This is a genomic window from Pseudomonas sp. Root401 (assembly GCF_001425105.1).
GTDB classification, from domain to species: Bacteria; Pseudomonadota; Gammaproteobacteria; order Pseudomonadales; family Pseudomonadaceae; genus Aquipseudomonas; species Aquipseudomonas brassicacearum.
Genome location: NZ_LMDO01000011.1, coordinates 98,649 through 112,846 on the forward strand (window position 1 = coordinate 98,649; position 14,198 = coordinate 112,846).

11 protein-coding genes are annotated in these 14,198 nt (G+C 62.0%); 6 read left to right on the plus strand and 5 right to left on the minus strand.

What is annotated here, in order from left to right; all coding sequences use genetic code 11:
- Window positions 1–85: 85 nt before the first annotated feature.
- The 5 genes from ASC85_RS09860 to ASC85_RS09880 form a co-directional block, all read right to left on the minus strand.
- Window positions 86–1,372: an OprD family porin gene (locus ASC85_RS09860; RefSeq protein ID WP_003196762.1), complete on the minus strand. Its 1,287-nt coding sequence runs from the start codon at window positions 1,370–1,372 to the stop codon at window positions 86–88.
- A 251-nt stretch (window positions 1,373–1,623) separates the two neighbouring features.
- Complete coding sequence (locus tag ASC85_RS09865) at window positions 1,624–2,295, minus strand: DsbA family protein (RefSeq protein ID WP_057449185.1); 672 nt, start codon at window positions 2,293–2,295, stop codon at window positions 1,624–1,626.
- A 297-nt stretch (window positions 2,296–2,592) separates the two neighbouring features.
- Window positions 2,593–2,793: a hypothetical protein gene (locus tag ASC85_RS09870; protein ID WP_057449186.1), complete on the minus strand. Its 201-nt coding sequence runs from the start codon at window positions 2,791–2,793 to the stop codon at window positions 2,593–2,595.
- A 243-nt stretch (window positions 2,794–3,036) separates the two neighbouring features.
- A complete protein-coding gene (aguA, locus tag ASC85_RS09875; RefSeq protein ID WP_057449187.1) occupies window positions 3,037–4,143 on the minus strand; it encodes an agmatine deiminase in 1,107 nt (368 codons plus the stop codon).
- A gap of 255 nt (window positions 4,144–4,398) precedes the next feature.
- Window positions 4,399–7,311 (minus strand): aminotransferase, encoded by a 2,913-nt coding sequence (locus ASC85_RS09880; protein WP_057449188.1) that lies wholly within the window; start codon window positions 7,309–7,311, stop codon window positions 4,399–4,401.
- 241 nt (window positions 7,312–7,552) lie between these two features.
- On the opposite strand from ASC85_RS09880, the gene rfbB reads away from it, so the two are divergent.
- The 6 genes from rfbB (at window position 7,553) to ASC85_RS09910 (ending at window position 14,195) form a co-directional block, all read left to right on the plus strand.
- The gene (rfbB, locus tag ASC85_RS09885) at window positions 7,553–8,635 is read left to right on the plus strand and encodes a dTDP-glucose 4,6-dehydratase (RefSeq protein WP_057449189.1); all 1,083 of its coding nucleotides are present in this window, start codon (window positions 7,553–7,555) and stop codon (window positions 8,633–8,635) included.
- Window positions 8,635–9,507, plus strand: a complete 873-nt coding sequence (rfbA, locus tag ASC85_RS09890; RefSeq protein ID WP_003196744.1) for a glucose-1-phosphate thymidylyltransferase RfbA — start codon at window positions 8,635–8,637, stop codon at window positions 9,505–9,507. Before rfbB ends, rfbA begins: the two co-directional genes overlap by 1 nt.
- Window positions 9,504–10,049, plus strand: a complete 546-nt coding sequence (gene rfbC / locus ASC85_RS09895) for a dTDP-4-dehydrorhamnose 3,5-epimerase (RefSeq protein ID WP_057449190.1) — start codon at window positions 9,504–9,506, stop codon at window positions 10,047–10,049. Before rfbA ends, rfbC begins: the two co-directional genes overlap by 4 nt.
- Complete coding sequence (gene rfbD, locus ASC85_RS09900) at window positions 10,046–10,927, plus strand: dTDP-4-dehydrorhamnose reductase (protein ID WP_057449191.1); 882 nt, start codon at window positions 10,046–10,048, stop codon at window positions 10,925–10,927. The genes rfbC and rfbD overlap by 4 nt, the downstream gene beginning before the upstream one ends.
- 71 nt (window positions 10,928–10,998) lie before the next feature.
- Window positions 10,999–12,807, plus strand: coding sequence for a sensor histidine kinase (locus ASC85_RS09905; protein WP_057449192.1), 1,809 nt, complete (start codon window positions 10,999–11,001; stop codon window positions 12,805–12,807).
- On the plus strand, window positions 12,804–14,195 hold the full coding sequence (locus ASC85_RS09910) for a sigma-54-dependent transcriptional regulator (RefSeq protein WP_057449193.1): 1,392 nt from the start codon (window positions 12,804–12,806) through the stop codon (window positions 14,193–14,195). Before ASC85_RS09905 ends, ASC85_RS09910 begins: the two co-directional genes overlap by 4 nt.
- Window positions 14,196–14,198: the final 3 nt, after the last annotated feature.

Here is a 14,198-nt window from a genome sequence, read left to right on the forward strand (position 1 = left end):
AAGATCGCAGCCTTCGGCAGCTCCTACGGCCAGCGGGAGCAAGCCCCCTCGCCACGGTTTTATCCACTTACAACGCGATCAGGCATCAGAAGACGTTGATCGGGTAATCCACGAACACCCGCAGCTCATTGCCGCTGACGTTGTACTCGCTGGACTTCTGCGACACTCGCAGCACGGAACTGCGCAACCTTACGCTCAAGTCCTTGGCCGGGCCGCTCTGGACCACGTACTTGAACTGGTTGAAGATCTCGCGCTCGGTACCGCCTTCGCTGGTAGAGGTGGTGATGTTGTCGCCACGCACATAAGCGACGTTATAGGTCAGGCCCGGTACGCCGAAGGTGGTGAAGTCCAGGCCATAGCCCAACTGCCAGCTGCGTTCGTCTTCAGCGTTGAAGTCGGACCAGTAGGAGTTGGCCAGGTAGATCGTGTTACCACCATCACCCACCCGATTCTGCTCGCGCTGATAGCCACCGTAGGCATAACCCAGGTTGCTGTCGCCGGTGCTGCGCTGGTGGGCGAGCGTGAAGCTGTGCGGGCCGGTGGCGAAGGTGGCAGCCAGGCTCCAGATCTTGTTGTCATCGCCGGTGACGTTGTTTTCACGAACGTAGCTGTTGTCCAGCTTGGTGCGATAGCCGTTGAAATCCAGGGTCAGGGACTGATCCTTGGCCAGCGGGAACACATAGTTGGCGTTCACGTATTGCTTCTTCAATACGTCCTCGACATCCGAGGCGTAGAGCGAGGCCTTGAACTGCTCGGTGAACTGATAGCTGCCGCCCAAGACGTTGATCGACTTCAGGCCACCGCTGTCGCGGCCTTCAGCGCTCTTGCGCGATTCGGCGGTGAAACGGCCGGCATTGAGTTCCAGGCCCTTGATCTCCTTGGAGGTGATCAGCGTGCCGGTGTAGCTTTCCGGCAGCAGGCGCGAGTTGTCATAGCTGAGCACCGGCAGGGCCGGCATCTGGTCACCGTAGGCCAGCACGGTGTTGGAGACGCGGAACTTGACCGCTGCCCCGAACTTGGACAGATCATCGGCCGCGTTGCCGCTGTCGCCTTGCTTGAAGAAGTCGATGCCGCCCGCACCGCTGCGGCCTTTACCGCCGTCCAGACGCAGCGCGTACAGACCGAACGCATCCACACCTACACCCACGGTGCCCTGGGTGAAACCGGACGAAAAGGTACCGATGGCCGCTTGGCCCCATTCAGCCTTGTCTTCGTTGCCATCTTTGTAATCGCGGTTGATATAAGCGTTGCGCAACAGCACTTTCAAGCTGCTGTCTTCAACGAACCCTTTGGACTCAGCCTGGTCGTTGGCCATGGCGTGTGTCGTGCTCAAGATCCCCAGTGCGATCAAACTAATGCGCTTGTTCAACATGATTATTTTCCTTGTACGGGTTGATACGCACTGCGGCGGGCAACCGAAATGGCGCTTTTTGCGCTCTTTTTCGGACTCTTGCTCCTGAAAATAATGAAAAGGCCCGCCCACGAGTGATCGTGTCGGGCCTTTTTATTATTTAAGAGTCATGGCTGTTAGCCACAGGCGTAGGACGAATCCTAGTCTCGCCCTCAACGGTGTGTCAATTTCGTGAATCGTCTGTAATTAGGCGAAAAACATCTAAGAATCTATCAAAACGAACAACCATCCAGACCGCAGGCCGCCGATGGCGTAGAAGCCTGCTCCGGCAAGGCTTGAGTCAGCCATTGGGTAAATGCCTCGGGTTTGCCGAGCCAGGGGCCGATGTCGATCAGCGTGAACTGGCCGTCCTGCTCCAGGGCAAAGGTCGGGAAACCCTGGCCGCCAACCCGGGCCAGCAAGGTACGACTGGCCTTGATATGCCCCAGCACGTCAACCGCGCGCAACGCCGCCAGGAACGCCTGGGCTGGCAGGCCGATGGATTGAGCGAGCTCCAGCAGGACGGCCTCGTCAGCGATGCGCCGGCCCTCGACGTAGTGCGCGGTTTGCAGGCGCCCGAGCAATTCCAGGCCGTGGCCGCCGAGCTGTTCGGCAGCGAGGATGGCAGCAGTCGGCGGCGCCGAATCGAACACGGCGCTGTGGTCACGCAGCAAACCTTCGAAATAGGCCTCGCCAAACGGCTGCCCGGAATATTCGGCGATGCGCCGGTCGTGGGGCATCACGTAATTGCGCAACTGCGGCGAGACCTGCTGGCGATTGGCACCGGTCATCATGCCGCCGCCATGGGCAGTGACCGGCAAAACGGTCCGGGCAGCCTGCACCAGCGGCTTGGCGCCGTAGCACCAGCCGCACAGCGGGTCGTAGATATAATGAAGAGTGGCCATGAGAACTCCGCTAGCCGTCAGGATTCGATGACAGCAGGGTAGCCTCGGCAGGGCTGCGGAAAAACGCTGGAATGGCTTTCAATCTATTTCGCGGATCGGTCGAATGCCCACTGAATTTTCCCCCCTGTGGGAGCGAGCTTGCTCGCGATGGCAGTGTGTCAGTCAACAGCAGTATTGTTGATCCACCGCTATCGCGAGCAAGCTCGCTCCCACAGGGATTTGTGTGAATTCGAAAGCCCGCGGACACAAAAAAAGCGCTGCCATCCCGGCCAGCGCTTTTTATCAATCCGTCGAATTCTATCCTTGCATCACATCCCACAACGCTTCCAGCTCCGCTTCGCTGAACAGGCCAGCGGGGTAACGCTCAACGATCATCCGGCGCGGATCAGGTTCTCTGATCTGACGCGTTCCGTTGGACTTCAACCACTGCGCCAAGGCTTGAAGCGACTCACCATTAACGGCCAAGGGATGGCATGTGCGCTCGCTTGTCATATTCATTCCAGCGCCCTCTCCTGGTTGATGAGCGGCCAATTTATCCAAGGTTTATGACAAAACAACGCAGTTCCGCTCCTCGAAACTGCTGGGACGCTGATACAAGAGCTATGCCAACGTATCCACGATAACTATAAACAGACACAAAAAAGCCCACGACCCAATCGGGCCGCGGGCTTGCCATGATGGATCCAAAACCGCCGACTTAGAGCCGACGCGGTCGATATCACCCAGCTGTTACATCGCCACTCATTTTGCGCGCGGTGCAGGTTGCTGTTGAGTAAGGCAATGGATATTGCCGCCCCCGAGTAACAGTTCGCGTCCTGGCACCATGACCACTTCGTGCTGCGGGAACAGGTTCTGCAGGATATCCCTGGCCGGTGCGTCCAGCGGATCGTCAAAGCTTGGCGCGATGATGCCGCCGTTGACGATCAGGAAATTCACATAGGAACCGGCCAGCCGTACCGACGGGTTACGCTCCTGGGAACCTTCCACCGCATCGACGCCGGCACACTCTTGCTCGGTGGCGTACAACGGCCCCGGAATCGGCATTTTGTGCACTGTGAACGGGCGTCCCTTGGCGTCAGTGCTGTTTTGCAGCACGTTCATCGCCGCGTGGCAGCGGGTGTAGTTCGGGTCTTGCGGGTCGTCGGTCCAGGCAAGCAGCACTTCACCTGGCCGCACGTAGCAGCAGAAATTATCCACATGGCCGTCGGTTTCGTCATTGAACAGACCGTCCGGCAGCCAGATGATCTTGTCCACCGCCAACTGCGCGCTGAGCACCGCCTCGATCTCTTCGCGGCTCAAGTGCGGGTTGCGATTGCGGTTGAGCAGGCACTCTTCGGTGGTGATCAGGGTGCCTTCACCATCCACGTGGATCGAGCCGCCCTCGAGCACAAAACCTTCGGTGCGATAACGCGGGCTGCGCTCGATCTCGAGGATCTTGCCGGCCACTTGCGCATCACGGTTCCACGGCGCATACAGGCCACCGTCGAAACCGCCCCAGGCGTTGAAATCCCAATCGACACCGCGCACTTCGCCGCTGTCATTGATGACGAACGTCGGCCCTGTGTCGCGAACCCAGGCGTCGTCGCTGGACATTTCCACCAGGCGGATATTCGGCACGTCGAGACGCGCCCGGGCATTTTCGTACTGGGCCGCAGACACCGCCACGGTCACCGGTTCAAAACGGGCGATGGCCTTGGCGACGGCTACGTGGGCGGCCTGCGCGGGCTTGCCGCCCAGGCGCCAGTTGTCCGGGCGCTCGGGCCAGATCATCCAGACCTGGGTCTGGATCGCCCACTCGGCAGGCATGTGGAAACCATCCGCGCGGGGAGTGCTGTGCAACGTTGTCATGGGTCATCTCCTGGCGATGGGCAGTGGCAACTTTATAAACGATAAATATCGACTAATAAAGCCAGAAAAACTTAGCGCCATCAAAAAATAGCGGAAAAAACCGACAAAAATCGATTTTATAAGATTTGTGCCAAACCCTGTGGGAGCGAGCTTGCTCGCGATAGCGGCGAGTCAGCCAAATCAATATTGGCTTGGGCACCGTCCATCGCGAGCAAGCTCGCTACCACAGGGAAACAGCTTGGCGTTCCAGATTAGTTACAGCCCCTCGTCCAAGACCTTCACCAGCATATCGACGAAGAAATCCACGCTCTGGCGCGTGGTGACCATCGGCGGTTTGATCTTGAGGATGTTCAGGTAATCGCCGGTCGGCTGCATGAAAATCCCCAACGTTCGCAGACGGTTGCACAGCGCCGTGGTTTCTTCAGTGGCTGGCTCCAACGTGTCGCGGTCGCGGATCAGTTCCACGCCCAGGTAGAACCCGGAGCCATGCACCGCGCCGACCAATGGATAGCGGTCGATCAAGGCCTCCAGCCGCGCCTTGAAGTGCCCGCCCACCACCAGGGCGTTTTCCCAGAGATTTTCTTCTTCCATGACATCCAGCACCGCCATGCCGATCTGGCAACTGACCGGACTGCCTCCGGCCGACGAAAAGAAATACCCCTCGGCTTCCAGTGCCTCGGCGATCTCCCGGCGGGTAATGACCGCACCCAGCGGCTGGCCGTTGCCCATGCCCTTGGCCATGGTGATAATGTCCGGCACCACGCCTTGCTCTTCGAAGCCCCAGAAAAACTCGCCCATGCGCCCGTAACCGACCTGTACTTCGTCGGCGATGCAGACCCCACCGCGCTCGCGCACCATCGCATAGACCTGCTTCAGGTAACCGGGCGGCAGCGCGATCCCACCGGCGTTGCCGTATACCGGTTCGCAGATGAAACCGGCGAGCTGGCGCTTGTTTTCAGCGATTTTCGCCAGGTTGTGTTCGACGCTGCGCACGTAGTCCGGCGCAGTGTCGGGGCCACGGAATTCGCCGCGATAGGTGTTCGGTGCGGTCACCGGATGCACCCAGTCCGGACGGCTGCTCAGGGCCTGGGGGTTGTCGGCGATGGACGTCGAGACCGCATCGGCCGCCACCGACCAGCCGTGGTAGGCCTCCAATACGCTGAGCATGTCCCTCCCGCCGCTGTAGGCCCAGGCCAGGCGGATCGCCAGGTCGTTGGCCTCGGTGCCGCTGTTGACCAGGAACACCCGGTCCATGTTGGACGGCGCCAACGCCAGCAGGCGTTCGGAAAACTCGGCGATCGCCGCGTAGTGAAAACGCGAGTTGGTATTGAGCAGCGACCATTGCCGGGCAGCCACTGCCGCCATGCGTGGATGGCCGTGGCCCAGCACCGCGACATTGTTGAGCATGTCCAGGTAGGAGCGGCCCTGCATGTCGATCAGGTGATTGCGCCAGCCGCGCTCGATACGCGGCGGATCGACGTAATAGTGCTTCTGCGAACGGGCAAAGCTCGCATCGCGACGGGCCAGCAGCACCTCGGGATCGATCTCCGGCTCGGCATCGCAAGCCAGCCCCAGCAGCACCGCCGGCGAAGGGCATAGCGCCTGCCAGGCCAGTGCCCTGGAGGGCGTGCAGAACAGCGGTGGATTCACTTGGGCGCCACGGCACAACTGAACCCGCAACGGCCCCGTCACTTCGCCCAGCACCTGCCCCTTGACCAGTGCCGCGCCGGAATGCAGCGGCGACGTCACGCCCCACAGCCGCACGCTCAACTGCGCGCTGTCCAGCTGCAACAGGCCGTCGGCCGTCTTGTGCACGACCCCAGCGAACGGGGATTCGAGCGGCGTCCCCCGAGGAACGCTCAACTCCACGTGCAGTGGATAAGTATCGGGGTCGAGGGCGCTGTCCGGCCGAGTGCGGGATAACCGGTACTGCCCGTAGCGGCTGGCGGCCTGGCCATGAACGCCCGCGGCCTCACTCAGCAGGCGTTGGTCGATCCCCGGCTGCTCCCAATTGCCGGCCTCGAAATGCGGGCTCAGTACACCCAGGTCAATCAGTGCGAACTCACGCCCCACCAGAGTCGGCAACAGCGGCGCAAAGCCTTCGCTGGCGATGGGCGGCAGGCTGTGACCGACGGCGGTGAGAATCGCCGCTTCCATCAACTCGAAGGGCACCGAGTGGGCGACCCGGAAAATCTCCCACTCATGGGCCAGGTTGTCGCGGCTGTACTGGTTGTCCGGGTCGATGGAAACCTGCTGCTCACCGCTGAGCACCAGTACCGCGGCGCGCGCCACGATCAGAGGCCACAGCGCCAACAGTTCTTCGCGTTGCAAGGGGTTGATCGCCTGGTAGGCCTTGATCGCCGGCAAGATGAAGAACGGGTCGCCGTCGGCGTGGTGCAGCAGGGCCGCGCACGTCACCGACAAGTCAGTGATGCGCCAGGTGCGGATCAGGTCGCCGAAATCGATGACGCCCTGCAATTGCCATTGGCGCTGGGCATCGCGCTGCCAGACCACGTTGTCATCAGTGATGTCCATGTGGATCGCCTGCACCGGCAGGCTGGCCTTGAGCGGCTGCAAGCGCCGCTCGGCCTGTTGCGCAACCTCGGCGATCAGTTGGCGCCGTTGATCGTCGTCGATGACCGGCAACAGGTGATCGACCAGGGCGGGGGCGTGGCGCGCGTCCCATTGCAGGGTGCGCTCCAGGCCTGGGTGGTCGAATGTCGCCAGGGCCAGGTCCATTTCCGCGCACAGGCGGCCCAGGCCGGTCACCAACTCAGGCGGCAGGTGTTTGAGCTGCGTGAGGGACTGGCCGTCGATGTACTCCAGCAGTCGCATGTGAACCGCTTGCCCGTCGACATCCAATGTCAGCAGGTCCTGGCCGTTGCTGGCGGTAATCACCCGCGGCACCTTCACCGCGCCGTGCCCGGCCAACTGCTTGAGGGCAGCGTGTTGGGCCTGGAATTCCTGGACAGCGTAGTCGCCGTGGCAAATTTTCAACACAAAGCGCCCGCGCTCGCTGTCGACGCGGTAGTTGAGGTCCTGGTTGCTGCCAAGGGGTCGCAGGTCACCGCTGAGTCCGTAATTCAAGCGCAACAGCACCAACGCCTGCTCGGCGCTGATCTGTGGGCTTGGCAAACTGGCACGGTGAACCAACGTAGTGAGTGGCATACAACGACCCCTGAGGTGGTTTTGATCGGATGACTATCTCGCCACTGAGTCGTGGGATAAGCAACCCCTCTTACATACTCATTCTGGTATTGCGCATGCGGCGAGGGGATTTATCCCAACGCACAGGTTCATTCTTGCGCCGGTCGCCTGTCGACGCGCCGATATCCCACTTGCGCCGCCTTCGCCATGCCTACAAGCTATGCTCTTATCGCTCTACTCTCTGGTCCAAAAGGCTTACTGGATGCGCATTCTCATCACTGGCGGTGCTGGCTTCATCGGCTCGGCCCTCATACGGCACTTGATTCTTGATACCGGACACCAGGTCCTGAACCTCGATAAGCTGACCTATGCCGGCAATCTCGAATCACTGAGCAGCATCGATCACGACAGCCGCTACGAATTCGTCCAGGCCGATATCGTCGATCAGCCAACCGTCAGTGCAGTGCTGGCGCGATTCAAGCCTGACGCCATCATGCATTTGGCGGCCGAGTCCCATGTAGACCGCTCCATTGATGGCCCGGCGGACTTCATCCAGACCAATATCGTGGGCACCTACAGCCTGCTGGAAGCCACTCGAGCCTATTGGCAGACCCTGCCCGAGCCGCAGAAGCGCGCGTTTCGCTTCCACCACATTTCCACCGACGAAGTGTATGGCGACCTGCACGGTGTGGATGACCTGTTCACCGAAACCACCGCCTACGCCCCAAGCTCACCGTATTCGGCGAGCAAGGCGGCGTCCGACCACCTGGTCCGCGCCTGGCAACGCACCTATGGCTTGCCCGTGCTGTTGACCAACTGCTCGAACAACTACGGGCCGTTTCACTTCCCCGAGAAGCTCATCCCACTGGTGATTCTCAACGCACTGGCCGGTAAGCCATTGCCGGTCTACGGCAACGGCCAGCAAGTGCGCGACTGGCTGTTCGTCGAAGACCATGCCCGTGCACTGCTCAAGGTCGTTACAGAAGGCGCGGTCGGCGAGACTTACAACATCGGCGGCCACAACGAGCAGAAAAACATCGACGTGGTGCGCAGTATCTGCGCATTGCTCGAAGAACTGGCGCCACGCAAACCCGAAGGGGTCGAGCACTATGCCGACCTGATCAGCTTCGTCCAGGATCGCCCAGGCCACGACCTGCGCTATGCCATCGACGCCAGCAAGATCGAACGGGAACTGGGCTGGACGCCTCAAGAAACCTTCGAGACCGGGCTGCGCAAGACCGTGCAGTGGTACCTCGAAAACCTGCTGTGGTGCCAACGCGTCCAGGACGGCAGCTATCAGGGCGAGCGCCTGGGCTCGCTCGACAACAAGGATGCGACTGCGTAATGAAAGGCATTATTCTGGCCGGCGGTTCCGGCACACGCTTGCACCCGATTACCCTCGGCGTTTCCAAGCAGCTATTGCCGGTTTATGACAAGCCGATGATCTATTACCCGATCTCGGTGCTGATGCTCGCCGGCATCAAGGACATCCTGGTGATTTCCACCCCGCAGGACCTGCCGCAATACCGCAACCTGCTGGGCGACGGCCAACAGTTTGGCGTGCAGTTCAGCTACGCCGAGCAGCCGTCGCCCGATGGCCTGGCCCAGGCGTTCCTGATCGGCGAGCAATTCATTGGCAGCGACTCGGTGTGCCTGATCCTGGGCGACAACATTTTCCACGGCCAGCATTTTGGCGAACAATTGCAGACCGCCGTCAACCGGCAGAGTGGCGCGACAGTGTTCGGCTATTGGGTCAAGGACCCTGAGCGTTTTGGCGTGATCGACTTCGATACAGAAGGACGGGCGATATCCATCGAAGAGAAACCCACCGCGCCCAAATCCAGTTACGCGGTGACCGGCCTGTATTTCTACGACAACGACGTGATCAAGATCGCCAAGGCCATCAAGCCGTCCAAGCGCGGCGAACTGGAAATCACCGACGTCAACAATGCCTACCTGCAACGCGGCGACCTGCACGTCGAGCGCTTCGGTCGTGGTTTCGCCTGGCTGGACACCGGCACCCACGACAGCCTGCTGGAAGCCTCGCAATACGTGCAGACCATCGAACATCGCCAAGGCCTGAAAGTGGCATGCCTGGAAGAAATTGCCTACCAGCAAGGCTGGGTCAGCCGCGAGCACGTCCTTGAGCGCGCCCAGTATTTTGGCAAGACCGGCTACGGCCAGTACTTGTTTAACATCGCCGGAGAAACACGATGAAGGTCATCGCCACTCGCTTGCCAGACGTCCTGGTCATCGAACCGAAAGTCTTTGGCGACGACCGGGGGTTTTTCTACGAAAGCTTCAATGCCCGGGCGTTTGCCGAAGCGACTGGCTGCACTCTGCAGTTCGTCCAGGACAACCATTCTCGCTCCACCAGGGGCGTGCTGCGGGGCCTGCACTATCAGATCGAACAGGCCCAGGGAAAACTCGTGCGCGTCACGGCGGGGGAAGTGCTGGATGTCGCGGTGGACATCCGCCGCGGCTCGCCGACCTTCGGCCAATGGGCCAGCGTACGCCTGTCGGCGCAGAACCACCGGCAGATGTGGGTCCCGCCAGGTTTTGCCCACGGTTTCGTCGTACTGAGCGAATCAGCAGACTTCCTCTACAAGACCACTGATTACTACGCCCCCTCGGCCGAACGCTGCATTCGCTGGGACGACCCGCAGTTGGCCATCGATTGGGAGTTCGAAGGCGCGCCGATTCTCTCGGCCAAGGACCAGAATGGCAAGACCCTGCACGAGGCCGACCTGTTCCCATGAGTGCTCCCTTGCGCATCCTGATCATCGGCCAGAATGGCCAGGTTTCCCGGGCGCTCCAATCGCGCCTGAGCGGCCTGGGCGAGTTGATCGTACGCGGCAGCGACCAGCTCGATCTCGCACAACCGGACTCCCTGCGCGCGCCCATCGAAACCCTCAAGCCCGGCCTGATCATCAATGCCGCCGCCCACACGGCCGTCGACCAGGCCGAAAGTGAACCGGAGCGGGCGTTCGCCATCAATGCCACGGCACCGGGCATCCTGGCCCAGGCTGCGGTTGCGCTGGGCGTCCCGCTGATTCATTACTCCACCGACTACGTCTTCGATGGCCTCAAGCCGGCCCCCTACACCGAAGACGACACGCCCAACCCGCTGAGTGTCTACGGACGCAGCAAACTGGCCGGCGAGAATGCCATCCGCCAGGCGGGCGGCCAGCACCTTATTCTGCGCACCAGTTGGGTGTACTCCACCGAGGGCCGCAACTTCCTGTTGACCATGCAGCGCCTGTTGCAGGAAAAACCGCAGCTGCGGGTGGTCGCCGACCAGGTCGGCGCACCGACCTGGGCCGGCACCATTGCCGACAGCACCGCGCAACTGATCGAGCGCTGGCAGGCCGGCCGACCCGGCGCCTGGGGCACCTATCATCTGACAGCCCGGGGCGAGACGTCCTGGTTCGGTTTCGCCCAGGCCATTGGCGAAAACCTGCTCGATCGACACAAACCGTGTGCGCTGCTTGAGCCCATTGAATCCAGCGCCTATCCGACTCCAGCCCCGCGGCCACTTAACTCGCGCCTGGATTGCACGCGCCTGCTCAAGGAGTGGGGCGTGAGCCAACCGGACTGGCGAAGCGCGTTGCAGCAGTGCCTTGGCGGACAAACCTAGTACTGCCTTACAAATAGTATTTGCAAGGCAACTAGGCATAATACGCCTGTCACCACAGGCGTCCGAGGCTCATGAATTCCACCCTTCCCCGCAGACCCCGCTGGCGCAGCCTGGCCTTGCTCGCGCTGTGCCTGGCGCCGTTGCTGTGGCCGTTGGAGCACCTGGCCGAACGTTATTACCGCAGCGAGTTGGCCGGTCAGAACCGCCAGACCCTGGACCTCTACGTCGCCAACCTGCTGGGCACGCTGCACCGTTATGAGGTGCTGCCACAGATTCTCGGCGAGCTGCCGGCCTTGCGCGCCGCCTTGTCGGCGCCGGACGATGGCGTGACCCAAGGCAATGCCAACCGGCTGCTGAAAAACATCAGCGCCCAGACCGGCGCCGAAGTCATGTACCTGATGGACCCTTCCGGCAAGACCCTGGCCGCGTCGAACTGGGACAAACACGACAGTTTCGTCGGACGCAATTTCGCCTTCCGGCCGTACTTCATCGAAGCCATGGCCGGGCGCCTGGGCCGCTTCTTCGGCCTGGGCACGACATCGGCCAAACGCGGTTATTTCTTTGCCGCCGCCGTGCGCGACCGCGAAAAAGTCATCGGCGTGCTGGTGGTCAAGGTCGACCTCGACCACACCGAAAGCCTGTGGGGCAAGACTCCCGAACAATTGCTGGTGACTGACCACAACGGCGTGGTCATCCTCACGTCGCGACAAGAGTGGCGCTTTCGCGCGACCCGACCCTTGAGTGACGCCGAGCGCGAGGCCATCAGCGCGGTACAGCCGTATCCAACCCGCGACCCCAAGCCGCTGAACCTGGACGCCAACGCCTGGCTGACCCAGACCCAGTCCATCGAGGAAACCGGCTGGAGCGTGAGCATTCTCGCCCCGCGCACGCTGATTGATCGTCCGGTGCGCACCGTGGTCGCCATCGGTGGCGCGGCGTTGCTGGTCTTGATGTTGTTGCTCGGGTTGATGATGCAACGCAGGCGCCATTACCTGGATCGAATCGCCTTCGAAGCCAAGGCCCGTCACGAATTGGAAGGCCGGGTGGCCGAGCGCACCAGTGACCTGGAAGGACTGAACCGACGGCTGAAGCAGGAAGTGCTGGAGCGCGAACAGGCTCAGCAGGAGTTGGTCCGCGCCCAGGATGACCTGGTACAGGCCGGCAAGCTGTCGGCCCTGGGCACCATGTCGGCGAGCATCAGCCACGAACTCAACCAACCGCTGGCAGCGATTCGCAGCTACGCGGAAAACGCCGAGATTTTGCTCGACCACCAACGCACCGAAGACGCCCGGGGCAACCTCAAGCTGATCAGCGAACTGACCGGGCGCATGGCCTCGATCATCGCCCACCTGCGCGCCTTCGCCCGCCGCGACCGACACGCACCGGAAAGCGTCGCCCTGCAACCGGCGCTGGACGATGCCCTGGCGCTGCTCGCCAAACGCCGGCGCAGCATGGAAGTGGAGCTGATCCGCGATTTGCCGGCCGCCACGCTGTGGGTCGAGGCCGGCGAAACCCGCTTGCGCCAGGTACTCGGCAACCTGCTGGCCAACGCCCTCGATGCGCTCACCGAGAAAGGCCCACCCCGCAAACTCTGGCTCAGTGCCCAGGCCACCGAAACCGGCGTCAACCTGTACATCCGCGATAACGGTCCGGGGTTTTGCATGGAAGCCCTGGGCCGCGCCGGCGAACCCTTCTACACCACCAAGACCCGCACCCAGGGCCTTGGCCTGGGGCTGGCGATCTGCGACACCCTGATGCGCGCCTTTGGCGGCGAACTGTCGTTCGCCAACCACAAGGAAGGCGGCGCCCTGATTACCCTGAAGCTGCGCGCCGGCGCCCCCGGGGTGAGCCTGCAACCGTCCGAGGACCGAAGTGTATGACCATCGACAACCGGATTGAGGTGGTGCTGATCGACGACGATCCCCATTTACGTCAGGCCCTGAGCCAGACCCTCGACCTGGCCGGCCTGAAAATCCTGCCCCTGGCCGAAGCCAAGGGTGTAGCCGGGCAACTGCCCCGTGACTGGCCGGGCGTGGTGGTCAGCGATATTCGCATGCCGGGCATGGATGGCCTCGAACTGCTGGGCGAACTCCACGCCCAGGACTCGGAACTGCCGGTGCTGCTGATCACCGGCCACGGCGACGTGCCGTTGGCCGTGCAGGCAATGCGCGCCGGAGCCTATGACTTCCTGGAAAAACCTTTCGCCAGCGATCATCTGCTCGACAGCGTACGCCGGGCCCTGGCCTTGCGCCGACTGGTGCTGGACAACCGCAGCCTGCGCCTGGCCCTGAGCGATCGCCATGAACTCAGCGCCCGCCTGGTCGGCCAATCGACACCCATGTTGCGCCTGCGCGAGCAGATCGGTGCACTGGCCGCCACCCGCGCCGACGTGCTGATCCTCGGCGAAACCGGTGCCGGCAAGGAAGTAGTCGCCCGTGCGTTGCATGATCTTTCAGGCCGGCGTAACGGCCCCTTCGTGGCGATCAACGCCGGGGCCCTGGCCGAGTCGGTGGTGGAAAGCGAGCTGTTCGGCCACGAACCCGGCGCTTTTACCGGCGCGCAGAAACGCCGCATCGGCAAATTCGAATTCGCCAACGGCGGTACGCTGTTCCTGGATGAAATTGAAAGCATGAGCCTGGATGTCCAGGTCAAGCTGCTGCGCCTGCTGCAGGAGCGCGTGGTGGAGCGGCTGGGGGGCAATCAACAGATCCCGCTGGATATCCGCGTGATCGCCGCGACCAAGGAAGACCTGCGCCAGGCCGCCGACCAGGGACGTTTTCGCGCCGACCTGTATTACCGCCTGAACGTCGCGCCGCTGCGCATACCGCCGTTGCGTGAACGGGGGGAGGATGCGCTGACGCTGTTCCAGTATTTTGCCGACGAAGCCAGCGCTCGCCACGGCCTGCCGCCCCATGAATTGCAACCGGCACAACGGGCGCTGCTGCTGCGCCATAGTTGGCCGGGCAATGTGCGGGAACTGCAGAACGCCGCCGAACGTTTTGCCCTGGGCCTGGAACTGGCCCTGGACAACAGCGTGCCCGACGGCAGCCCCGGCGCACCGGTGGAAGTGGTCAGTGGCGGCTTGAGCGAGCAGGTGGAAAACTTCGAGAAAACCCTGATCGCCGCCGAACTGGCCCGCCCCCACAGCTCGGTGCGCAGCCTGGCCGAAGCCTTGGGCATTCCACGCAAGACCTTGCACGACAAGTTACGCAAGCATGGGCTGAACTTCGGCGACAGCAGCCACGGCTCGGCCGATGAGTCCGATTGAGTT

Coding starts and splice junctions, on each gene's coding strand:
- ASC85_RS09860 (WP_003196762.1), bottom strand. CDS start 1,372: ATGTTGAACAAGCGCATTAGTTTGATCGCACTGGGGATCTTGAGCACG.
- ASC85_RS09865 (WP_057449185.1), bottom strand. CDS start 2,295: ATGGCCACTCTTCATTATATCTACGACCCGCTGTGCGGCTGGTGCTAC.
- ASC85_RS09870 (WP_057449186.1), bottom strand. CDS start 2,793: ATGAATATGACAAGCGAGCGCACATGCCATCCCTTGGCCGTTAATGGT.
- aguA (WP_057449187.1), bottom strand. CDS start 4,143: ATGACAACGTTGCACAGCACTCCCCGCGCGGATGGTTTCCACATGCCT.
- ASC85_RS09880 (WP_057449188.1), bottom strand. CDS start 7,311: ATGCCACTCACTACGTTGGTTCACCGTGCCAGTTTGCCAAGCCCACAG.
- rfbB (WP_057449189.1), top strand. CDS start 7,553: ATGCGCATTCTCATCACTGGCGGTGCTGGCTTCATCGGCTCGGCCCTC.
- rfbA (WP_003196744.1), top strand. CDS start 8,635: ATGAAAGGCATTATTCTGGCCGGCGGTTCCGGCACACGCTTGCACCCG.
- rfbC (WP_057449190.1), top strand. CDS start 9,504: ATGAAGGTCATCGCCACTCGCTTGCCAGACGTCCTGGTCATCGAACCG.
- rfbD (WP_057449191.1), top strand. CDS start 10,046: ATGAGTGCTCCCTTGCGCATCCTGATCATCGGCCAGAATGGCCAGGTT.
- ASC85_RS09905 (WP_057449192.1), top strand. CDS start 10,999: ATGAATTCCACCCTTCCCCGCAGACCCCGCTGGCGCAGCCTGGCCTTG.
- ASC85_RS09910 (WP_057449193.1), top strand. CDS start 12,804: ATGACCATCGACAACCGGATTGAGGTGGTGCTGATCGACGACGATCCC.